The 19,974-nt window shown below is 59.0% G+C and carries 23 protein-coding genes; 11 read left to right on the top strand and 12 right to left on the bottom strand.

What is annotated here, in order from left to right; genetic code table 11:
* Positions 1–4 precede the first annotated feature (4 nt).
* Complete coding sequence (locus ACIQVE_RS06315) at positions 5–1,291, bottom strand: MFS transporter (protein WP_402805690.1); 1,287 nt, start codon at positions 1,289–1,291, stop codon at positions 5–7.
* Positions 1,292–1,450: 159 nt separating this feature from the next.
* Between ACIQVE_RS06315 and ACIQVE_RS06310 the strand changes: the two genes are divergently transcribed.
* A complete protein-coding gene (locus tag ACIQVE_RS06310) occupies positions 1,451–2,365 on the top strand; it encodes a LysR family transcriptional regulator (protein ID WP_402805689.1) in 915 nt (304 codons plus the stop codon).
* Positions 2,366–2,524: 159 nt separating this feature from the next.
* Here the strand turns inward: ACIQVE_RS06310 and ACIQVE_RS06305 are convergent, their stop codons facing one another.
* The 3 genes from ACIQVE_RS06305 to ACIQVE_RS06295 are packed head-to-tail and all read right to left on the bottom strand — an operon-like array spanning position 2,525 to position 4,370.
* Positions 2,525–3,067, bottom strand: a complete 543-nt coding sequence (locus tag ACIQVE_RS06305) for a DUF2937 family protein (RefSeq protein WP_115147718.1) — start codon at positions 3,065–3,067, stop codon at positions 2,525–2,527.
* A gap of 12 nt (positions 3,068–3,079) precedes the next feature.
* A complete protein-coding gene (locus ACIQVE_RS06300; protein WP_100847538.1) occupies positions 3,080–3,856 on the bottom strand; it encodes a class II glutamine amidotransferase in 777 nt (258 codons plus the stop codon).
* Positions 3,857–3,872: 16 nt separating this feature from the next.
* Positions 3,873–4,370 carry an MFS transporter gene (locus ACIQVE_RS06295; protein WP_402805685.1) on the bottom strand — a complete coding sequence of 166 codons (498 nt, stop codon included), beginning with the start codon at positions 4,368–4,370 and terminating at the stop codon, positions 3,873–3,875.
* Between the two features lie 236 nt (positions 4,371–4,606).
* Here ACIQVE_RS06295 and ACIQVE_RS06290 point away from each other — a divergent pair, with 236 nt between their 5' ends.
* Together ACIQVE_RS06290 and ACIQVE_RS06285 are read left to right on the top strand one after the other, a co-directional pair.
* Positions 4,607–6,661 (top strand): S9 family peptidase, encoded by a 2,055-nt coding sequence (locus ACIQVE_RS06290; RefSeq protein WP_402805683.1) that lies wholly within the window; start codon positions 4,607–4,609, stop codon positions 6,659–6,661.
* Positions 6,662–6,775: 114 nt separating this feature from the next.
* Positions 6,776–7,249: a cyclic nucleotide-binding domain-containing protein gene (locus ACIQVE_RS06285; protein WP_402805680.1), complete on the top strand. Its 474-nt coding sequence runs from the start codon at positions 6,776–6,778 to the stop codon at positions 7,247–7,249.
* Here ACIQVE_RS06285 and ACIQVE_RS06280 read toward each other — a convergent pair.
* Positions 7,246–7,530 carry a hypothetical protein gene (locus ACIQVE_RS06280; RefSeq protein WP_402805677.1) on the bottom strand — a complete coding sequence of 95 codons (285 nt, stop codon included), beginning with the start codon at positions 7,528–7,530 and terminating at the stop codon, positions 7,246–7,248. The genes ACIQVE_RS06285 and ACIQVE_RS06280 overlap by 4 nt on opposite strands.
* 79 nt (positions 7,531–7,609) lie before the next feature.
* Here ACIQVE_RS06280 and ACIQVE_RS06275 point away from each other — a divergent pair, with 79 nt between their 5' ends.
* The 4 genes from ACIQVE_RS06275 to ACIQVE_RS06260 all read left to right on the top strand — a co-directional run bounded on the left by ACIQVE_RS06275 (position 7,610) and on the right by ACIQVE_RS06260 (position 9,827).
* A complete protein-coding gene (locus ACIQVE_RS06275) occupies positions 7,610–8,296 on the top strand; it encodes a spermidine synthase (RefSeq protein ID WP_402805674.1) in 687 nt (228 codons plus the stop codon).
* Between the two features lie 48 nt (positions 8,297–8,344).
* Positions 8,345–8,716, top strand: coding sequence for a YajD family HNH nuclease (locus ACIQVE_RS06270; protein WP_007911336.1), 372 nt, complete (start codon positions 8,345–8,347; stop codon positions 8,714–8,716).
* 181 nt (positions 8,717–8,897) lie between these two features.
* A complete protein-coding gene (locus ACIQVE_RS06265) occupies positions 8,898–9,368 on the top strand; it encodes an RNA methyltransferase (protein WP_402805671.1) in 471 nt (156 codons plus the stop codon).
* An 81-nt stretch (positions 9,369–9,449) separates the two neighbouring features.
* On the top strand, positions 9,450–9,827 hold the full coding sequence (locus ACIQVE_RS06260; RefSeq protein WP_402805669.1) for a DUF2892 domain-containing protein: 378 nt from the start codon (positions 9,450–9,452) through the stop codon (positions 9,825–9,827).
* A gap of 164 nt (positions 9,828–9,991) precedes the next feature.
* Here ACIQVE_RS06260 and ACIQVE_RS06255 read toward each other — a convergent pair whose 3' ends face one another.
* The 5 genes from ACIQVE_RS06255 to ACIQVE_RS06235 all read right to left on the bottom strand — a co-directional run bounded on the left by ACIQVE_RS06255 (position 9,992) and on the right by ACIQVE_RS06235 (position 14,801).
* On the bottom strand, positions 9,992–10,441 hold the full coding sequence (locus ACIQVE_RS06255) for a YcgN family cysteine cluster protein (protein ID WP_402805666.1): 450 nt from the start codon (positions 10,439–10,441) through the stop codon (positions 9,992–9,994).
* A gap of 117 nt (positions 10,442–10,558) precedes the next feature.
* Positions 10,559–11,491, bottom strand: coding sequence for a D-2-hydroxyacid dehydrogenase (locus ACIQVE_RS06250; protein WP_402805664.1), 933 nt, complete (start codon positions 11,489–11,491; stop codon positions 10,559–10,561).
* Between the two features lie 106 nt (positions 11,492–11,597).
* The gene (locus tag ACIQVE_RS06245) at positions 11,598–11,891 is read right to left on the bottom strand and encodes a YcgL domain-containing protein (protein WP_210702326.1); all 294 of its coding nucleotides are present in this window, start codon (positions 11,889–11,891) and stop codon (positions 11,598–11,600) included.
* On the bottom strand, positions 11,888–13,021 hold the full coding sequence (gene rnd, locus ACIQVE_RS06240) for a ribonuclease D (protein WP_402805661.1): 1,134 nt from the start codon (positions 13,019–13,021) through the stop codon (positions 11,888–11,890). The genes ACIQVE_RS06245 and rnd overlap by 4 nt, the downstream gene beginning before the upstream one ends.
* Positions 13,022–13,151: 130 nt before the next feature.
* The gene (locus tag ACIQVE_RS06235) at positions 13,152–14,801 is read right to left on the bottom strand and encodes a phosphoethanolamine transferase (RefSeq protein WP_402805659.1); all 1,650 of its coding nucleotides are present in this window, start codon (positions 14,799–14,801) and stop codon (positions 13,152–13,154) included.
* A 401-nt stretch (positions 14,802–15,202) separates the two neighbouring features.
* Between ACIQVE_RS06235 and ACIQVE_RS06230 the strand changes: the two genes are divergently transcribed.
* Both ACIQVE_RS06230 and ACIQVE_RS06225 read left to right on the top strand, forming a co-directional pair.
* Positions 15,203–16,384: a cyanate transporter gene (locus ACIQVE_RS06230; RefSeq protein ID WP_402805656.1), complete on the top strand. Its 1,182-nt coding sequence runs from the start codon at positions 15,203–15,205 to the stop codon at positions 16,382–16,384.
* Positions 16,385–16,569: 185 nt separating this feature from the next.
* Complete coding sequence (locus ACIQVE_RS06225) at positions 16,570–17,505, top strand: LysR substrate-binding domain-containing protein (protein ID WP_402805653.1); 936 nt, start codon at positions 16,570–16,572, stop codon at positions 17,503–17,505.
* Positions 17,506–17,508: 3 nt separating this feature from the next.
* Here the strand turns inward: ACIQVE_RS06225 and ACIQVE_RS06220 are convergent, their stop codons facing one another.
* Entirely contained in the window at positions 17,509–17,874 is a 366-nt protein-coding gene (locus ACIQVE_RS06220; RefSeq protein WP_402805651.1) for a 5-carboxymethyl-2-hydroxymuconate Delta-isomerase, read from the bottom strand.
* 74 nt (positions 17,875–17,948) lie between these two features.
* Positions 17,949–18,869, bottom strand: a complete 921-nt coding sequence (locus ACIQVE_RS06215; RefSeq protein ID WP_402805649.1) for a LysR substrate-binding domain-containing protein — start codon at positions 18,867–18,869, stop codon at positions 17,949–17,951.
* A gap of 262 nt (positions 18,870–19,131) precedes the next feature.
* On the opposite strand from ACIQVE_RS06215, the gene ACIQVE_RS06210 reads away from it, so the two are divergent.
* Positions 19,132–19,323, top strand: coding sequence for a YegP family protein (locus ACIQVE_RS06210; RefSeq protein ID WP_402805646.1), 192 nt, complete (start codon positions 19,132–19,134; stop codon positions 19,321–19,323).
* Positions 19,324–19,474: 151 nt separating this feature from the next.
* Entirely contained in the window at positions 19,475–19,681 is a 207-nt protein-coding gene (locus tag ACIQVE_RS06205; RefSeq protein ID WP_401266501.1) for a hypothetical protein, read from the top strand.
* Positions 19,682–19,974 lie beyond the last annotated feature (293 nt).

Below are 19,974 nucleotides of genomic sequence, written 5' to 3'. Positions count from 1 at the left end.
TCAGTTACTGAGCGTCCAGTTGCTTGCCGCGAGTCTCCGGCAGGCTCAACGCCGCGAGAATCACCACGCCGTAAGACACCGCAGCAAAGACACCGATGCCCATGCTCAATGGCACTTTCTGGCTGAGCAGACCGATAAACAGTGGAAACAGCGCCGCCAGCGCCCGGCCGATGTTGTAGCAAAAACCCTGACCCGAACCGCGAATCCGCGTGGGGAACAGCTCGGTGAGAAACGCACCCATGCCGCTGAAAATTCCCGAAGCAAAGAACCCCAATGGGAAGCCCAGCCACAACATCACGCCGTTGCTCACCGGCAATTGCGTGTACAGCAGAACGATGGTGAACGAACCGACCGCAAACAGGATGAAGTTCTTTTTACGGCCCAACAGATCGGTCAGATAGGCGCTGATCACGTAGCCGACGTAGGAGCCAACGATGACCATTGCCAGATAACCGCCAGTGCCGAGCACACTCAAGCCGCGCTCGTTTTTCAGGAAGGTCGGTAGCCACGAGGTGATCGCGTAGTAACCGCCCAGCGCCCCCGTGGTCAGCAGCGAGGCACGGATGGTGGTGGAGAGCATGCCGGGGGCGAAGATCTCGTAGAACTTCGCCTGGTTTTCCGGGGTTTGCGCCGCTTTGGCCTCGCGATAGATCTCCGGATCTTTGACCAGACGCCGAACGAAAATCACGAAAATCGCCGGGACGATGCCGAGGATGAACAGCGCCCGCCAAGCGTCTTCCGGCGGCAGTACCGAAAACAGCAGCGCATAGAGTATGGCTGTCATCCCCCAACCCAGCGCCCAACCGGATTGCACCATGCCAACTGCTTTGCCGCGATCCTTGGCGCGGATCACCTCGCCGATCAGCACGGCGCCTGCGGTCCATTCGCCGCCGAAACCAAAGCCCATCAAGGTGCGGGCGATTAACAATTGTTCGTAGTTTTGCGCGAAGCCGCAGAGAAAGGTGAAGAAGGCGAACCACAGCACGGTCAGTTGCAGAGTACGTACGCGACCGATGCGATCGGAGAGGATGCCGGCGACCCAACCGCCAATGGCTGAGGCGATCAAGGTGCTGGTGTGAATCAGGCCGGCCTCACCGGTCGTGATGCCCCACATCGCGATCAGGGTCGGCACGACGAAACTGAGCATCTGCGTGTCCATGCCGTCCAGACCGTAGCCGATCTTGCAGCTCCAGAACGTGCGACGCTCCTGCTGGTTGATGTTGCGATACCAGTCGAACGGCCCCGGACGCGCCGATGGCTTAGGTAGATCGATAGTGTCGGGAGCACTCATGGCAAATCTCCGCAGGTTTTTTATTGGTCTTGTTCGCAGCCCCGACGACGCCTATCGTGGGAACCGGATGCGCCGATTTTTCGCCCCGTGCCCCTGCTGCGTCCAACGAATAAAAACCCGCCTTAGGCATAAGAAAAATTTGTCACCCGAGCCTTGCCCATGAACCTGAAGTTTCTCGAGACCTTTGTCTGGGTCGCCCGGCTGAAGAGTTTTCGTCTGACCGCCGACAAGCTGTTCACCACCCAGGCGTCGATTTCCAGCCGCATCGCGGTGCTTGAAGGCGAACTGGGTGTGAAGCTGTTTTTGCGTGATTCGCGTGGCGTGAGCCTGACGCCCGAAGGCTTGAAAGTGCTGGACTATGCCGAGCAGATGCTCGACACCATGCAGGCACTGAAGCAATCAATTGAGACCCGTTCGAGCAAAGTTGGCCGTGTGCGTATCGGTGTCATGGACACGGTGATTCACACTTGGCTCAGCCCGTTGGTGGCGCAGATGACCGATGTGTATCCGCGAGTGGAAATCGAACTGGTGGCGGATACGTCGCTGAACCTCTGCGATCAGCTGCAAAAAGGCTTTCTCGATCTGATCTTGCAAACCGATCTGGTGCGTCATGAAAGCGTGCGCAGTCTGGAACTGGCCAGCCATCCGCTGGGCTGGATCGTCGCCAGCAATTCGATCTACAACCGCGACTATGCCGACCTCGCCGAACTGGCGCAGGAGCGGATCATCACCTACTCGAAAAACTCCCGGCCGCATCAAGACATTCTGGCGCTGATGCAGGCCAGCGGTGTGTTGGCGCCGCGCTTGAACTGCGTGAATTCGGTGTCGGCGATTACCCGGTTGTTGCGTGATGGATTTGGTATCGGCGCGCTGCCACCGGTGCTGGTGGCAGAGGAGTTGGCGCGCGGGGAATTGACCTTGCTCGGCATCGACAAGACACCGCCGGCGTTGCAGGTAGTGGTGTCGTGGCGGGTGGGGGTTGAGTGGGTCGAGGAGATCGTGACGATGTGTCAGCAGGTGCTGGCGGAATATGCGCGCAAGGTTGGCGCGGGTTACGTCACGCTCCCGGAATGACCGCTCCTGTGGAGAGGGGATTTAGCGTAACGTCGCACCGCCCCGATGGGACGCGAAGCGCCCCCCGACGGTGTAACAGATAAAATTGAGTTTTCAGGTTTCAGGGCGCTTCGCAGCCCAACGGGGATAAATCCCCTCGCCACAGGGGTTGTAGTGATATTACAACCCGCGCACGTCGCGGTCTTCAATTGGCCGGCTCTGGCGCAGGCGTCTGCCGCCCAGCACCACCCAGTCGATCAAGCGGAACAGGCATTCGATGCCGAACGACAGCAGCAACGCCCCGCTCATGCCCCAGATCATCGCCTCTGGCGTCAGCAGAATCTGGTAGCTGTAACCGTTCCAGGTCTCTTTGCGAATATCCGGATCGGCAGCCAGCACCACTTGCAGGAAACGGATGTACCACGGGCCCTGCATCGCCTGGAATTGCTTATCCAGCGCTATCTGACGGTTGAGCATAGTGCTCAGGCTGTCGGCATCACTGCGAAACACCGGGTCTTCACTGGCACGGTAATGCGCGACCAACGCCTGAATGTCACCCTTGAAGAACTGCTCGGCAGTGCCCTGAAACCCGCGCAGGCCGGTCTGCGCCTCGATCAGATGCGCCTCGACCCGTTTCGCATAATCGTTGATGAATCCCGGCACCTGGACACCGATCAACAGGCCCGCCGCAAACAACACCAGCCGTAGATAACTGAGCAACATGGGGTGCAATCCTTATTCGGTCTTGCCCTGGCTGACGCATTCGCCGCGTCGCCACAGGCTCCATTGGCCCGGTTCGTAGCGGGTCCAGGTTTCGTTTTCGGTCAACGGTTCGGTCGCGATGACCGTCACCACATCGTTGGGCGTGGTTTCGGCCTGAAAGTCGACGATCACATCGACATCCTTGAGCCGTGCCGGGCCGAACGGTGCGCGCCGGGTGATCTGCGCCAGTTTGGTCGAGCAATAGCAGAACAGCCAGTCGCCATCGCTGAGCAGGCAGTTGAATACGCCTTTGCTGCGATATTCGGCGCACGCAGCGACCAGATCCGGCAGCAGCACTTCTATATCGACCGGTTCGGGGAATGCTGCACGCACGCGGTTGAGCAAATCGCAGAACGCCGCTTCGCTGTCGGTATCGCCAACCGGGCGGTAGAAACTTTTGATCGGGGTGAAGTCGGCGAGTTGGCCGTTGTGCGCGAAGCACCAGTTGCGTCCCCACAGTTCGCGGACGAACGGGTGGGTGTTGGACAGGCAGACCTTGCCGACGTTGGCCTGGCGAATGTGGCCAATGACCACTTCGCTCTTGATCGGGTAGCGTTGGACGAGATTGGCGACTTCCGACTCGCAGCTCGCGGCCGGGTCTTGAAACAGCCGCAAGCCGCGACCTTCATAGAAGGCGATGCCCCAGCCGTCGCGGTGCGGGCCGGTGCGGCCGCCGCGCTGCATCAGCCCGGTGAAGCTGAAGACGATATCGGTCGGCACGTTGGCACTCATGCCCAGTAATTCACACATGTGCGGACTCTCGGGATTACAGACGCGGCTCGACCCGCATGCGCTGCGGATTGTTCGGTACCGGCGGGCGACCGTAGCGGTCGTCTCCGGCGGCGCCGAATGGTTGATCATCGTCACGATCATCGGCGCGGGCTGCGGCTTTGGCAGCTTCAGCCTGTTCGCGGCGAGCTGTGGACGCGCGCTCGATCGGCAAGCGGATCAGCACGTAGATCAGGTAGATACCGAAAGCGATCATGCCGTACATAAACAGATCGGAGACCGCCCGCCACGCGTTGTTGCCAACCTTGAACGCCAGATCCAGCGCAGTGATAGCGATGGCCGGAGCGACCATTTCCTTCACCGGATCAACGACAGTAGGGCTGAACAGCAACACTGCCATCAGTACACGAAGGGGTTCGCGCAACCAGCGCCACATCCAGCGGGTCAGGCGCATCCATACCAACAGGCAGCCTACAGCGGCAAAGCCGTAGAGGCCCCAGGCGATCAGATAGTCGTTCTCGGTCATGGTGTCCATGGCAAGGCAGGCAAAGAGGCGCTTATAGTAACGACTTTTCGCCCGCCAGGCTTGTCCCAATAGACATGCGACCTGGAGCAAGACCTGTAGGAGTGAGCCTGCTCGCGATGGCGTCCTGTCAGCAAACATCCATTTGTCTGACACACCGCTTTCGCGAGCAAGCTCGCTCCCACAGGGTCTGCGGTGGTCTCAAGCGCTGCGAAACCCTAATTCCGTACATTGTCCGAGAGCCTTCCATGCCCCAATCCGCCAACGTCATCAGTGCCCCGATTGCTCACCAGGCGGCCGGTGCCGACCCGTATGCCTGGCTGCAGGAACGCGACACCGACGCGGTGCTCGATTACCTCAAGGCTGAAAACGCCTATCAAGAGGCACAGACCGCCGATCAGGCTGAACTGCGCGAAAGTCTGTTCGAAGAGATCAAGGGCCGCATCCTGGAAACCGATTTGTCCCTGCCCTCGCCGTGGGGTCCGTACCTGTATTACACGCGCACCACGGCGGGCGATGAATACGCTCGGCACTATCGCTGCCCGCGCCCGGCGGACGACATCCTGACCCTCGACGAAAGCCGCGAACAGCTGCTGCTCGACCCGAATGCGCTGGCCAATGGCGGATTCTTCTCGCTGGGGGCGTTCAGCATCAGCCCCGATCACCAGCGTCTGGCGTACAGCGTAGATGCCTCGGGCGATGAGATTTACACCCTGTTCGTCAAGGAGCTGGCCAACGACAAGGTCAGCGAACTGGAGTTCGAAGACTGCGATGGCAGCATGACCTGGGCCAACGACAGCCGGACGCTGTTCTTCGGCGCGCTCGACGACACCCACCGCCCGTACAAACTGTTCCGCTATCGCCTCGACGGTACCGCGGCCGAAGAAATTTTCCACGAACCGGACGGCCGCTTCTTCCTGCATTGCTACCGCGCAAGTTCCGAGCAGCAATTGCTGCTGTCGCTGGGCAGTAAGACCACCAGCGAAGTCTGGGCGCTGGACGCCAATCAGCCGCATCTGCCGTTCACCTGTCTGGCACCGCGGGTCGAGGACCATGAATACGATGTCGATCACGGCATGCTCGATGGCGTGTGGACGTGGTTCATCCGCACCAACCGCGACGGCATCAACTTCGCCCTGTATCAGGCGCCGGACACCGGGATCGCACCGAGCGAGGCCGACTGGCAGAACCTGATCGCGCACAGCGACACGGTGATGCTCGATGGCGTAACCCTCAACACCGAAGCCATGACCCTGAGCCTGCGCGAAGGTGGCTTGCCGATCATCGAAGTTCACCCACATGGCCTGACGCCTTATCGCGTGCAATTGCCGGACGCGGCCTACAGCCTCTACGTGCAAAACAGTCTGGAATTTGAGAGCGATCGCATTCGTCTGCGCTACGAGGCCTTGAATCGTCCGGCCCAGGTTCGCCAACTGATCCTCGCGACGGGCGAGCAAACCGTCCTCAAGGAAACCCCGGTGCTCGGCCCGTTCGACGCCGACGCCTACGTCAGCCAGCGCCTTTGGGCGAGGGCACCGGACGGCACGCAAGTGCCGATCAGTCTGGTGATGAAACGTGAAATGGTCGGCAAACCGGTGCCGCTGTACCTCTACGGTTACGGCGCTTACGGTTCGAGCCTCGACCCGTGGTTCTCCCATGCCCGTTTGAGCCTGCTTGATCGCGGCATGGCTTTCGCTATCGCCCACGTGCGCGGCGGCGGTGAGCTGGGCGAAGCCTGGTATCGCGCCGGCAAACAAGAGCACAAACACAACACCTTCAGCGACTTCATCGCCTGCGCCGAGTTCTTGATCCTCAACGGTATCACCACCGCGCCGCAACTGGCGATCAGCGGTGGCAGCGCCGGTGGTTTGCTGATTGGCGCGGTCCTTAACCAGCGGCCGGATCTGTTCGGTGTGGCGATTGCTGAAGTGCCGTTCGTCGACGTACTCAACACCATGCTCGACCCGGAGCTGCCACTGACCGTCACCGAGTACGACGAGTGGGGCAATCCCGAAGACCCGGACGTCTATGAGCGAATCAAAGCGTATGCGCCGTACGAAAACGTCACCGCGCAGGATTATCCCGCAACGCTGGTGATCGCCGGCTACAACGACAGCCGTGTGCAGTACTGGGAAGCGGCCAAGTGGGTGGCGAAACTGCGTGCAATGAAAACCGACGACAACGTGCTGCTGCTCAAGACCGAATTGGGCGCCGGGCATGGCGGGATGAGCGGGCGATACCAGGGATTACGTGACGTAGCGCTCGAATACGCATTTGTTTTCACGGTTCTGGGGCTTGCCTGAGGAACTCCGTCGGTCACTTGGGTCTTAATTGCAGACCCAAGGGGCCGATACACCACTCCTACAGGGGTTCATGTAGCGCCTGAAAACCGAGAAAACAATAAAGACAGTAATGACATGTCAGAACCAACCTTACTGAACAACGAAATCCGCGACTGGCTGATGGATTGCGGCCTGTTCGACCAATTAGTGCTCGCGGACTTTGCTGCCGCTTCGGGCTACTTCAGCATCAGCACCGTGGCTGAGGGTGAAGCGATTTTCCGCGAGGGCGATGCCGGCAGTTTCATGTGCATCCTTCACACTGGCCAGGTGGCCGTGCAGAAAACCGGGCCCGACGGCCAGGTCATCACCATGGCCACGCTGCGCAGCGGTCGGGCATTCGGTGAAATGGCCGTGCTCGACGGCGAACGGCGTTCAGCAACGTGTATCGCCGCGAGCAATTGTCAGTTGCTGAACCTGGGCAAGGATTCGCTGGAAAAAATGCTCAACGACGCACCGAAGATTGCCGCCAAGATTATCCGCGCCCTCGCCGTCTCGCTGTCCAAACGCCTGCGCATGGCCGACGGCCAATTGGCGGCGCAGCAGATTTAACCGCCTGGGGATTTGGCCTTGGTAGCGGTCGGTTCAATGCCCGGCAGCGGTTGATCCTTGCTCGGCGGGCTGGGCATTTCGATCGGTACCAGCGGTGGGCTGCCACTGCCGGCACCCGACTTGGGAATGTTGATCGGTGTGATCTGCGGATATGGCGTCGGCGTTGCGGTACCGGGCGAGCCGGGTTGCGGCGCCGGGCTGACCGGAATGGTCTGCTGTGCCTGCACCGCAGTAATCGCGAGCGCGGCCAGGGCAATGACCGTTAGAATGGTGCGCTTCATCAAGGGCTCCGTTTGGCCTTAGTCTGCGCTCAGGCTACTCCCAACGGGCCTGCTTGCCTTCCCCCTTGTAGAGATTTCCATGAAACGTTTTGTTCTGCTCGACACCACCCCGATCCCTGAAAGCGGCGGTGCCCTGTGCCTGTTCGAGTATGGCGAGGATTTTGTCATCAAGATCCAGGGCGGCGACGGCGGGCAATTGATGAACACGCGCATGCACGGTTCCGAAGATGCCTTGGCCGAGATCCCCTGCCGCAAGGTCGCCGGGCGCCCTAATTCGCGGGTGCTGATCGGTGGGTTGGGCATGGGTTTCACCCTCGCCTCCGCGCTCAAGCATCTGGGCAAAACCGCCGAAGTCGTGGTCGCCGAACTGGTCCCGGGCGTGGTCGAGTGGAACCGTGGCCCGCTCGGTGAAAAGTCCGGCCGACCGCTGCTCGATCCGCGTACGGTGATCCGTCAGGACGACGTCGCCATTGTGCTGCAAAGCGAGCCGAACGGTTTCGACGCGATCATGCTCGACGTCGACAACGGCCCTGAAGGACTGACCCAGAAGGCCAACAGTTGGCTGTACTCCGCCGCTGGTCTGAATGCCTGCGCCAAAGCCCTGCGCCCCAAAGGCGTGCTTGCCGTATGGTCGGCCAGCGCCGATCGGCAGTTTTCCGACAAATTGAAGAAGGCCGGTTTCAAGGCTGAAGAAGTGCAGGTCTTCGCCCACGGCAACAAAGGCACCCGCCACACGATCTGGATTGCCGAGAAGCTCAAGGGCTGAGCTAAACTCTGCACATAACCGTCTTTAGTCTTCAACAAAGGTGAACCCATGAGTTCGTCCACCCCCACCAACACGTCGAAGCTCGATCGCATCCTCGCCGACAACCAGCGCGACAAGGAAATGGGCTACCGTGACAAAGCCCTGAAGATGTACCCGCACGTGTGCGGGCGCTGCACCCGTGAGTTCTCCGGCAAACGCCTGAGCGAACTGACCGTGCACCACCGCGACCACAATCACGACAACAATCCGCAGGATGGCTCGAACTGGGAGTTGTTGTGCCTGTACTGCCACGACAACGAGCACTCGCGTTACACCGACCAGCAATACTTCAGCGAAGGCTCGCTGAGCACGCCGAAAATCGCCAAGGCGACGCATAACCCGTTTGCCGCCCTGGCCGGGTTGATGAAGAAAGAAGACTGAGCATTATCTTCTTCTGAACCGGCCCCTTCGCGAGCAAGCTCGCTCCCACATAGAAACGCATTCCAATGTGGGAGCGAGCTTGCTCGCGAAGACGGCCGAGCTGACACCACGAGTCTTGAAACTGCCCGCCCTCCCCCAATCCCCGTATAATCGCCCTCTTTTTCCCGAAGGCACCCCGCTCGTGGCAGACAAACGTTACAGCTGCATTGGTTTGTACAACCCCAAATCACCGGAGAACGTCGGTTCGGTGATGCGCGCCGCAGGCTGTTACGGCGTGGCGTCGGTGTTCTACACCGGCAAGCGTTATGACCGCGCCGCCGACTTCGTCACTGACACCAAACGCGTGCACTACGACATCCCGCTGATCGGTATCGATGATCTGAAAAAAATCCTTCCGCTCAATTGCGTGCCGGTCGCCGTGGAATTGGTCGAAGGCGCCCGCCCGCTACCGGAATACACCCACCCGGACCGCGCGCTGTACATCTTCGGCCCGGAAGACGGCTCGCTGGATAAAGAAATCCGCGACTGGTGCGAAGACGTCGTATACATCCCGACCACCGGCTGCATGAACCTCGCCGCAACGGTCAACGTCGTGCTTTACGACCGCATGGCAAAAGGCCTGAACACCCGCTCCGGGCCGAAATTCCGCTGAAACGTCGCACATCCGATGGAACAAGCTAACCGTTCCGGCAGTCAGCTTGTTTAACCATTATTCATTGCCTGGAGAAAGATCATGACCGAGCTAAAACGCGTCGAGCGTATCGAATCCACCCCGTTTCAGTCCCCGTCCGAGCAAAACGTACAGGGCTGGGAGCGCATCGGCTCGCTGGCCGGCGGCGTGATCATGGTCGGCAAGGGTCTGCGCCGTGGCGGCGTATTCGGGTTGATTCAGGTGGCGATTGGCGGTGTAGCCATGGCCCGTGGGATTACCGGGCGCAGTTCGGTGAAAAGCCTGTTTGAGAAGAGCCGTCAGGACATGAACAATGTGCGGGGCAAGATTGAGCGCGCGGGTGAAGAACTGAGCAAGCTGAAGGCCAATGCCGAGGCCGCGACCAGCACCGCGACGGTGACAGGCAATGATTCGGTGAAATCGCCGAAAGCGGGGCTTTGATCCAGAGTGGGGGATGAGGCTCCCGGCCTCATCGCTGGCTAGCCAGCTCCCACAGGGTTTGGGAGTGTTCACAGGATCTGTGGCATTCAGGTAGATCTGTGGGAGTTGGCTTGCCAGCGATGGCGGTATGACTGGAGCAACGCGTTATTGAAGATGTTTGCTCGTTAACCCACGCGGAAGATCAAGTGATCTTCCCAGTCATCCTCGGCCACGCTGCCTTCGGCGAGCATGCGCCCGGATTGGGAAATCCTTTCGTGGTGCACCGCATCGCGGTCGCCACACACCAGGTGATGCCACAACGGCAGGTCCTTGCCTTCGCTGACCAGTCGATAACCGCAGGTAGGCGGCAGCCACTTAAACTCTTCGGCTTGGCCTGGGGTGAGCTGGATGCAGTCCGGGACAAACTTGATGCGGTTCGGGTAATCGCTGCACTGGCAGGTTTTCAGGTCCAGCAGTTTGCAGGCGATGCGCGTGTAATAAACGCTGTTGTCTTCTTCATCCTCGAGCTTTTGCAGGCAGCACAGACCACAGCCGTCGCACAGCGACTCCCATTCCTCCAGATCCAGTTGATCGAGGGTTTTGCGTATCCAGAACGGTTCGACTTTGGCGGCCATGGCTCAAGCATCAACATCAGGTGGTGAAAGGCCGCCAGTCTAGTGCCCAAGGCTCTGTGGGCCAAGCGCTGGCGACTGCCGGTTGCGCAGCACTTGTCAGTTTTTGTGGCAGCTCGATCAATACCCGCGGTTGAAATCCACTTCACCGCGCAACGCTTCACCCGTCTGATACGCCTTCAAATTGTCGACGAACAACTGCACCATCAACGCCGGTGACGTCGGTGCCGAGCTGTGGCCCGTGAGCAGCAAGCCCCACGCTGTCCAGAACGGATGACGTTGTGGCAGCGGTTCCTGACGGCAGACGTCGATCACCGCGCCCGCCAGATGCCCCTCCTTCAGGGCATCCACCAGATCCGCATCGACCACTGCCACGCCACGCCCGACGTTGATGAACAACCCGGTCGGCTTGAATTGCTTGAACAGCGCCGCGTCGTAGATATCGTGGGTGTGCTCCGTGTTCGGCAGCAGATTGACCACGTAATCCACTTCGCCCACCAGGCGTGGCAGATCTGCCATTGAGCCGACTTCGACAAACGGCGCCTGCTCGCGGGCACTGCTGGCGATGCCGTACAGCTCAACGCCGAACGGCAGCAGAAACTGCGCCACGCTCTGGCCGATGTCGCCGGTGCCGACGATCAGCACCTTGCGCCCGACCAGACTCTGGCCGGTGCGATTGTCCCATTTACGCTCGACCTGGCTGACTAGCCGCGCCAGCACTTCGCGTTCGTGACCGAGCATGTAGGTCAGCACGTATTCGGCCATCACCTGGCCAAAAATCCCCACCGCTCGGGTCAAGCGGTAGTCCCGGCACAGGCCGTCGGCCAGCAGCGGCGTGATGCCAGCCCACGTCGATTGCAGCCATTGTGGTTGATGACCCTGACGTAACAGGGTCGCGAGCAAATCCGGCTGCCCCAGCCACACCGGGCAATCGGCGGCCAGACGGGCCAGTTCAGCGGAGTCGCCGCTGGTCAGTATTTCCAGCTCCGGCGCTGCTTGTTGCAGCAGCCGGGCGTATATCGCGTGGTCGTGTTCAGCAATCAGAACGCGCATCTTCAAACCTTTCGCAAACCGTGCAGACGGCCACAACATTCATCGCGACCATCGCGTTAAAAACAATTCCAGGGTTAACCGAGGCCCCAGAAAAGGGCCTCGCCGATCACATCGGGTCGTTGCGGCGCAACAACTCTTCGGGCAAGTGCTCGATGTACTCGTCCTCGGCCGGTGGCATTTGCAGGTGATAGCCCTGCTTTTCGAGGTTTTCCAGCACCACGACAATGTCTTCGCTGGCCAGTTTGCGCTCGGGCGACAGCACCAGATTGAAGGAGTGTTTCGGCTTGCCGAACGCCAGCATCAGGGCTTCCGGCACACGCTCAAGCTCATCGCTCTTGAGCACATAAAGGTACATGCCGCTGCGCTTTGAGCTTTGGTAAATGGAACAAATACGTTTCAAGGCTGTTCTCCGGCGGTGGCCAGGCTGTCGAGCAGCATCTGACCCATGAGTTCGCGGCGCCAGCCACGCAGCGACTCAGGCAATTGGTAAGGACCCTCGGGGTAGCCGCTTTTGACCAGGGCTTCGAGGGTTTTCTTGCGCAGCATCAGTTCCGGGGCGATATCCAGGCGCTCGGCCTCGGCCTGACCGAGGGCGCGCAGTTGCTTGATCAGCGCAGCCGCTTCGATCGGCAATGGCTCCGGCACGGCGGGCGGCCATTGATCAGGTCCCACACTGCCAGAGCGCTTGATCAGATCAAGCAGAAATTCGCCGTCCTGACGCACGGTACGCGGGTGCATGTCTTCGATCTTGCCCAGCGCGCCGAGAGAATCCGGTTGCGTACGGGCCAGCGGCCATAGCGAATGCTCGCGCACGATACGGTTGCGCGGCAGGTCGCGGGCGCGGGCCTCGCGCTCGCGCCAGGCGCACAGTTCGCGCAGCACAACCAATTGCGCACGGGACAGTTTCCACGCCAGTTTGGCCTCGCGATACACCTCGTACGGATCGGTTTCCCGACGCAGGTTGGCGACCAGTTCGGCGCCGTCTTCCAGTACCCAAGCGAACTTGTCGTCAGACAGTTTCGGCCGCAGTTGTACGAAAACCTCCGCCAGATGCACGGCATCTTCGGCGGCGTAGCTGATTTGCGTATCGGACAACGGACGCTGCAACCAGTCGGAGCGGGTCTCGCCCTTCGGCAGTTCGATGCCGAGCACTGACTGCACCAGTCGCGAATAACCCATCGAGAACCCGAGGTTCAGATAAGCGGCGGCCAATTGCGTGTCGAACATCGGCGCTGGCAGGCTGCCCGTCAGGCGCAACAGGACTTCGAGGTCTTCGCTGCACGCGTGCAGGACTTTGAGCACCGCCGGGTTTTCCAGCAATGCAGCCAGTGGTTGCCAGGCATTGATGCTCAGCGGATCAATCAGGTAGGCGCGTTTGCCGTCGCCAACCTGCAACAGGCCGGCAATCGGGTAGAAGGTGTCGACCCGCATGAATTCGGTGTCGATGGCCACGAAAGGCAGCTGCTGCCACTCGGCGCAAAATTGCGCGAGGCTTTCGTTGTCGCGAATCCAGTGAATATCGATGGCCACACGGCTCTCCCTTGAAGAATGGCGCGCAGTATATATCGCCACTGGCGGTTTCCGCGCCTCAACTGGACAAGAGCTTGATGAAATCTCCCGCCCAGGGGAAAGAATAGTCTTACAAGGTGAGTCTGCTGGCTCACTCCTTGGCCAGCACCCCGTCAATCACCGCGCCACGGCAGCCCGCGAACATGTCCAGATCCTGTTGATACACCGAGCTGTGTACCTCCAGCAGGCCCAACATCGAATGAAACAGATTGTCCTGGCTCAACGGTTTGTCGCGACTCATTTGCAGGCAATGCGTGTCGACCGAGTAGGACTTCTGATAACTGTCGGAGAACCACGCCAGCATGGCGACATGTTTCTGCTGCTCCGGCGCCAACATGTAAGGCGTGCCGTGAAGGAACAGGTTGTATTCGCCCAGCGACTCACCGTGATCAGACAGATACAGCATGGCGGTATCGACCTTGTCCTGATTGCTGCGCAACACATCGATCAAACTCGACAGCACATGGTCGGTGTACACCAGCGTGTTGTCGTAACCGTTAACGATACTTTCGCGGCTGCAATTATTCAGCGCATTACTTTCACACACCGGGGTGAAGTGCTCGTACTCCTTCGGGTAGCGCTTGAAGTATTCCGGGCCGTGACTGCCCATCTGGTGCAGTACCAGCACGGTGTCCTTGTCCAGATTATCGATAAAGCTTTGCAGGCCTTGCAGGAGAATTTCGTCGCGGCACTCGCTGTTGGCGCACAGCGCCGGGTCTTTCAAGTTGCTGACATCTTGCACAGTGACGCGATTACAGGTGTCTTTGCAGCCCGACTGATTGTCGCGCCAGATCACGTCGATCCCGGCGCGTTTGAGTACATCCAGCAAACCTTCTTCATTCTTCGCCTTACTGGCATCGTAGTTCTTGCGGCCCATGTTGGAGAACATGCATGGCACTGAGACTGCCGTTTCCGTGCCACAGGAATGCACATCGGTAAACGCGATCAGCCCTGCTTCCTTGTCGAGTTTTGGCGTGGTGTCGCGGTCATACCCAAGAATGCCAAAGTTCTCCGCCCGTGCACTTTCACCCACCACCAATACGGTCAAGGATTTGCGCGGATGGTTTTGCGAGGCAACATCGCGCTGGGCGTCCTCGCCGATCTTGACGAATGGCCGCTGCGCAGAAGCGACTTGTTCACGCAGATAGCCGGCCGATGCGCCGATGTAGTTGCTCGGCACCAGCATCAGGCGCAATTCGTGGTGATTGCGAAACAGGGATGACAAACCCTGGTAGTTGGCCAGCGCCACCCCACCGATGACCGCCACCGAGGCGAAACTCACAATAACTTTGCTAAACAACTCGCGATGCCAACGGCGATAGTTGACCGGAACTCTCCACAACAACCAGGACGGCAGCACACCCAAAAAGACTATGTAAGCGAGCAACTTAAAAGAGAGCAGGTCACGAACTTCGGTGGCATTGGTTTCAGCGAAGTTACGTAACATCCCCGCATCGATCATTACACCGTATTGGCTCATGAAATAAGCCACACCGGCGCTGATCAGGAACATCAACGTCAGTACCGGTTTCAATACTCGGCGAAACACCAGGAAGGTCAGCACAATGTTGAAGGCCGCAAAGATCATCACCCCGAAAGCGACGCGCATGGCAATGCCCTTGCCGTCCGCCGAGGTGATCGCGAAGAGGTGCTGCCAAAGCACAAAGTTGAATCCAGCTAAAAAAAATGCACTGGCACACAACGTCACCCATTCCGGGCGCACGGCTTTTAACTTCAACATAGTGAGGGATATTCCTGAAGAGAAGTGCCGTCGCCAATTGTGAAAAGTTCATTGACTCAGACAACACAAACTTTAAGCAGGCAACCATCAATTTTTTGTGAAAAAGAAGCCAACAATTAGTTGTTTGATGACGACAAGCTAAAACTTGCGAAGTATTTGAGAATAATTCAGGTCTGGTTCAGTTTTTTGCCAGTCACTGCTCACTGTGGGAGCGAGCTTGCTCGCGAAGGCGGTGTGTCAGTCACCAAAAGTGCTGAATGTGCCGGACTCTTCGCGAGCAGGCTCACTCCCCACGGATGGGTGGTGCTATCGAGTTTTTAAATACGCCTGCGGATTTTCTGGTTTGCCCCTCCTCTGCTGCCTCGCGCCTAATCGTCAGTCCTCGTTGCAAAGGTCTGAAAATGGAAAACGTCCGCGTCACCGCCCGCCCCGCTGTCTGGCTAATGCTCGGTATCGTGTTGGTCGCCCTCAACCTGCGCCCGTCGATGGCGGCGGTCGGTCCGTTGTTATCGGCGATACGCGGTGACATCGCGCTAAGTTTCAGCGTCGCCTCACTGTTGACGATGCTCCCCGTCATGGCCATGGGATTGGCGATGTTTTTCGGGATCGGCATCAGCCAGCGCCTCGGTGAACAACGCACCATACTGATGTCGCTGGCCATCATTGGCCTGGCGACCGTGGCACGCCTGTTTGTTGATTCGGCCGCTGAGCTGATTGTCAGCGCCGTGCTCGCCGGGTTCGGGATCGCGCTCATTCAAGCGTTGATGCCAGCGCTGATCAAATCGCGTTTTCCCGACAACGTAGCGCTGTGCATGGGCCTGTATGTCACCTCGATCATGGGCGGCGCGGCCATCGCCGCCTCGTTTGCGCCACTGGTCATGTTACGCACTGGCAGTTGGCGCACCGGTCTGGCGATATGGGCTGGGCTGGCACTGCTTGCATTGTTGTTCTGGTGGGCGCAGCAGGCAAATACTCCACGGTACCCAGCGCCAGCGGAGAAACAATCTTTCTTCACACATTCCCGCGCCTGGTTACTCGCAATCTTCTTCGGTTTGGGGACCGCGTCCTACACCTGTGTTCTCGCCTGGCTCGCGCCGTACTACGTCGAAAAAGGCTGGAGCGAACAAAACGCCGGGCTGCTGTTAGGTTTTCTGACCACCATGGAGGTGATTTCCGGCCTGGTAGTACCGGCCATTGCCAATCGCAGTCGCGATCGCCGCGTGTTGCTGATGGCGCTTCTCGGCCTGATCATTGCCGGGTTCTGTGGACTGATCCTCAGCCCGCAACACTTCAGCCTGTTGTGGCCGTGCCTGTTGGGTCTGGGGATTGGCGGCTTGTTTCCGATGAGCCTGATCGTCTCGCTCGATCACCTCGACAACCCGCAGCGCGCCGGGGCCCTGACCGCCTTCGTACAGGGAATTGGCTATCTGATTGCCGGACTTTCACCACTGATGGCAGGGTTGATCCGCGATCAACTCGGCAGCTTCGAATGGGCGTGGTGGTCGCTGACCGCAGTGATGGTTGTCATGCTGCTGATGGTGCGGCGTTTCGATCCCCGGCATTACGCACGACAGTTTCAGTGATCGAGCTGGAGGCTTCTGGCCATCTTTCAACGGTTTGACTGATGAAGTCGTATTGCTAAAACTTTCTGTCCCACAACTGTCCGTGAAATGTCCTACAAGGCTTTGTCCTGGCACCATCGTTCCGTTAGGATCGTACGCACACGTTTGCGCGTATTCAGCGCAAGGGGCACAGCGAGACAGTACGGATGCTGAATAGTAACTTGCTTCGAAAACTCGACATGCAGGATCTCATGGTGTTTGTCGCCGTGTATGAGCAGAGCAGTGTCACCGATGTTTCGGAAACGCTGTTCGTCAGTCAGTCCACCGTCAGTTATTGCCTTAAAAAACTGCGCACCAGTTTCGAAGACGAGCTATTCATCAACACCCGCACCGGCATGCGCCCCACCTACAAAGCCAGCAGCATGTACGGCCATGTGCAGAAGATTCTTGAAAGTATCAACCTGTGCCACGCCGGTGCCCCGGTATTCAACCCGACCCAGCAAGCGGTCACGTTCAACATCTGCGCCCCGGAATACTTCGAGCAACTGATTCTGCCGCGCCTGTTGAAGCGTTTCGACTTCGACGACTTGCCGGTGATGGTCAACATGCACAAATTCGAAACCGACGTCCCGGCCGACGAATTGCGTGATGGCAGCCTCGATTTGGCGATCAGTTTCGGCCCCAATTTTCACCGCCACCACACTGATCTGAAATCGCGAATGCTGCTGGAGGATGACCTGGTCTGCGTCTTCGACAAACGCGCCACGCCACTGGAGCCGCGCCTGAGCCTGCAAGCATTCACAGAGCGGCGGCATGTGTTCCCGACGCCCTGGACGTCCACCACCAATATGGTCGACGGTTGGCTGGCACGGCAGGCACAGAAACGGCAGATCGTCGCGCGTTCGAACAGTTACAGCGCCGCATTGAAGATGATTACCGGCACCGACTTCATCCTCACCCTGCCAAGGCGCATCCAGCGTTTACTCACCAACGACGCGGTGTTTAATCACTGTGAGGCGCCCAATGGTCTGCCGGGATTCACCCTCGACATGCAATGGAGCCAGAACGCCGATCAGGACAGCGCCAACATCTGGCTACGTGAGCAAGTGATCAAGGTGTGCAGCGAGCTGGAAGCAGGCTGAGTTTTAAACGCCGATGGCGGTTTTACTGTAGGACTCGCGGTCGATATCCAACAGTTCCACACACAACTGCACCTCGACGTCGGCCGGCCATTCGCAAAGCTCCTGCAACACCGCCAGCAGACTTTGCGACAGCTGCTTCTTGGTCTCCGCCGAACGACCGCTGAGCAGCGCCAGCTTCACATGCACAAATGCTCGCTCGCCCATGGCCGTGCCGACCTTGAAGGTTTCAACCTTCACCGCACGGCTCTTGATATCGAACTCCGCGGCGAACTGCCCGGAACCCACCAACGTGTTGTTGAGCCGGATCAACGCCAGATCGGCGTTCAACTGCGGCAGGTTGGCGGTGTATTCCATGTGCAGGTGTGGCATGGGGATGCTCCAGTCAGTGAGTTGGGGGGGGGGCATACATATAACACAGCCAGTCGCAGTGCTCTTGAGGGTTGTCAATCCGGAGCCAGAGGCCGTTCGCTCATGAACGCTTCAAGCCGCGAGCGCAACCAGCGCTCGGCCGGGTCGCTGTCGACGTGGCTGAGCCAGACCATCGACAGGTCCAGCGTCGGCGTCTTGAACGGGAACGGTTCCTTGAACAGTAATCCGGAAGTGGCCATAGCTGCGGCGGTGTAATCCGGCAGGCTGGCGATCAGGTCGGTGCCGGCCAACAGCGCCGGCAATGCGCTGTATTGCGGCACCGACAGCACCACCTGACGGGTACGGCCGAGTTCTGCCAGCCACTCATCGGCGAAGCCACTGACATTGGCCGTGTGGGACACCAGCACGTGCGGGCGCGCGCAGTATTCATCGAGGGTCAGCGGTGTATCGGAAGCGTCGGCACGCAGGATGCTCGGCTGAATGTGCCGCAGCAGTTTGCGTTTGGCATTGGCTGGCAGGCCACGGGTCTGGCTGATACCGACCGTGATGTCGCCAGCAGCAAGCAGATCGGGAATCCGCCAGTAATCGACGTGTTGCACAACGAACACGACGCTCGGTGCCTCCTGACGCAGCGCGCGCAACAGCGGCGGCAGCAGGCCGAACTCGACGTCATCGGACAGGCCAATGCGGAAGGTCATGGTGCTCACCGCCGGATCGAAATCGCGGGTCAGGCTCAGCGCCACCGACAGCGAATCCAGTGCTGGCTTGAGGTGGCGAAAGATGTCTTCGGCGCGGGCCGTCGGCTCCATACGATGGCCGACACGAATGAACAACGGATCGTTGAGCATGGTGCGCAAACGGTTGAGCGCCGAGCTGATGGTTGGCTGGCCGAGAAACAGCTTTTCCGCCGCGCGGGTGACGTTGCGTTCGAGCATCAAGGTCTCGAACACCACCATCAGGTTGATGTCAGCCTTGCGTAGTTCATTGCGGTTCATCCATAGCCCCCTGCTCCCCGGAATGCGGGCAGTGTAGAAAGGCCTTGGGGCTGACGTCCATAAACCTTTGCGCGGCGGTGCGGTGGCACAATAAACAGTCAGGGTTTTCAGCGCATTTCGGTGATCCCATCTCCGCATCCTCCCGAAATATCCGCGAACGATTGGAAACAAATGTCCGATGGCCAAAAAAAACGCCTGCGCTAGGCTTGCGTCGATGCGCCACACAGGCTGTCGCACGTATTTATCGCATGGAGCGAACTGAATGTATTTCGAGATTTACAGGCAATCCAGAGGCACCCCGACTACAGGCAAAGGCCAATGGCGCTGGAGGCTGCGCGCGGGCAATCACGAGACCATCGCCAGTGGCGAGTCGTATGTGAACAAGTCGGATTGTTTACACGTGATCGAGTTGATCAAGGGTGCGCAGGGGGATACGCCGGTTAAGGAAATTTAACCGCGAGAGTAACCGTGCGACACCGTCCTACAACCTTTTCCTTTTTTGCTTGAACGACTGGCGGGCCTCTTTTTCTCTCCTACGCTCTGCAGCGTATGGGGCAATCCGGCCCGGTTTCACCCAATCATTGAACTCAAAAGGAGCCGCAGAAATGGCTAGAGACAAAGCGAAAGACGACAAGCACTTCAACTGCACACAAGCGCACGAAGCCGACTACGTCGCCAGCCTCTATCCGCACGCCAAGGACGAAGTCAAAACCTTCCTTGCCTCGGCATGCAAGGACAACTCGCTGCATAACTCGACGCACAAGGAAGTTTATGAATTGATCAAACGGAAGCTGGGGCACTCTCAGCCGTGAGTGGACCGCCGTGGGGTTTGATGTAGACCCTTCTGAAATGCTAAAGCCCCACAGGTTCGTCCTGAGGGGCTTTTTCTGTATTTGATAAAGAGGCGTCGGCAGATGCAGAAACAGGCGTTGATAACCTGAACCAGTGTAGTGGTCTAATGAAACCGGACACCCATTTAGGCGAGAATGCTCGCCAGATCGAGGTGTCACATGACCAAACAACGCCGTTCCTTTTCCGCTGAGTTCAAACGCGAGGCTGCCGACCTCGTACTCAAGCAAAACTACAGCTACATCGAAGCCAGCCG

It is taken from the genome of Pseudomonas sp. NPDC098747 (assembly GCF_044760045.1).
In the GTDB taxonomy this organism is placed as follows: domain Bacteria; phylum Pseudomonadota; class Gammaproteobacteria; order Pseudomonadales; family Pseudomonadaceae; genus Aquipseudomonas.
The sequence above is the reverse complement of the archived record's forward strand: the minus strand, read 5'-3'. Positions and strand labels throughout refer to the sequence as shown.

Excerpts from the sequence above, each read along its gene's own strand:
- ACIQVE_RS06205 (WP_401266501.1), top strand. The coding sequence starts at position 19,475 with ATGGCTAGAGACAAAGCGAAAGACGACAAGCACTTCAACTGCACACAA.
- ACIQVE_RS06235 (WP_402805659.1), bottom strand. The coding sequence starts at position 14,801 with ATGTTGAAGTTAAAAGCCGTGCGCCCGGAATGGGTGACGTTGTGTGCC.
- ACIQVE_RS06290 (WP_402805683.1), top strand. The coding sequence starts at position 4,607 with ATGCCCCAATCCGCCAACGTCATCAGTGCCCCGATTGCTCACCAGGCG.
- ACIQVE_RS06305 (WP_115147718.1), bottom strand. The coding sequence starts at position 3,067 with ATGTTGCTCAGTTATCTACGGCTGGTGTTGTTTGCGGCGGGCCTGTTG.
- ACIQVE_RS06230 (WP_402805656.1), top strand. The coding sequence starts at position 15,203 with ATGGAAAACGTCCGCGTCACCGCCCGCCCCGCTGTCTGGCTAATGCTC.
- ACIQVE_RS06285 (WP_402805680.1), top strand. The coding sequence starts at position 6,776 with ATGTCAGAACCAACCTTACTGAACAACGAAATCCGCGACTGGCTGATG.
- ACIQVE_RS06280 (WP_402805677.1), bottom strand. The coding sequence starts at position 7,530 with ATGAAGCGCACCATTCTAACGGTCATTGCCCTGGCCGCGCTCGCGATT.
- ACIQVE_RS06210 (WP_402805646.1), top strand. The coding sequence starts at position 19,132 with ATGTATTTCGAGATTTACAGGCAATCCAGAGGCACCCCGACTACAGGC.
- ACIQVE_RS06255 (WP_402805666.1), bottom strand. The coding sequence starts at position 10,441 with ATGGCCGCCAAAGTCGAACCGTTCTGGATACGCAAAACCCTCGATCAA.
- ACIQVE_RS06270 (WP_007911336.1), top strand. The coding sequence starts at position 8,345 with ATGAGTTCGTCCACCCCCACCAACACGTCGAAGCTCGATCGCATCCTC.
- ACIQVE_RS06310 (WP_402805689.1), top strand. The coding sequence starts at position 1,451 with ATGAACCTGAAGTTTCTCGAGACCTTTGTCTGGGTCGCCCGGCTGAAG.
- ACIQVE_RS06225 (WP_402805653.1), top strand. The coding sequence starts at position 16,570 with ATGCTGAATAGTAACTTGCTTCGAAAACTCGACATGCAGGATCTCATG.
- ACIQVE_RS06300 (WP_100847538.1), bottom strand. The coding sequence starts at position 3,856 with ATGTGTGAATTACTGGGCATGAGTGCCAACGTGCCGACCGATATCGTC.
- ACIQVE_RS06315 (WP_402805690.1), bottom strand. The coding sequence starts at position 1,291 with ATGAGTGCTCCCGACACTATCGATCTACCTAAGCCATCGGCGCGTCCG.
- ACIQVE_RS06215 (WP_402805649.1), bottom strand. The coding sequence starts at position 18,869 with ATGAACCGCAATGAACTACGCAAGGCTGACATCAACCTGATGGTGGTG.
- ACIQVE_RS06250 (WP_402805664.1), bottom strand. The coding sequence starts at position 11,491 with ATGCGCGTTCTGATTGCTGAACACGACCACGCGATATACGCCCGGCTG.
- ACIQVE_RS06275 (WP_402805674.1), top strand. The coding sequence starts at position 7,610 with ATGAAACGTTTTGTTCTGCTCGACACCACCCCGATCCCTGAAAGCGGC.
- ACIQVE_RS06295 (WP_402805685.1), bottom strand. The coding sequence starts at position 4,370 with ATGGACACCATGACCGAGAACGACTATCTGATCGCCTGGGGCCTCTAC.
- ACIQVE_RS06220 (WP_402805651.1), bottom strand. The coding sequence starts at position 17,874 with ATGCCACACCTGCACATGGAATACACCGCCAACCTGCCGCAGTTGAAC.
- ACIQVE_RS06260 (WP_402805669.1), top strand. The coding sequence starts at position 9,450 with ATGACCGAGCTAAAACGCGTCGAGCGTATCGAATCCACCCCGTTTCAG.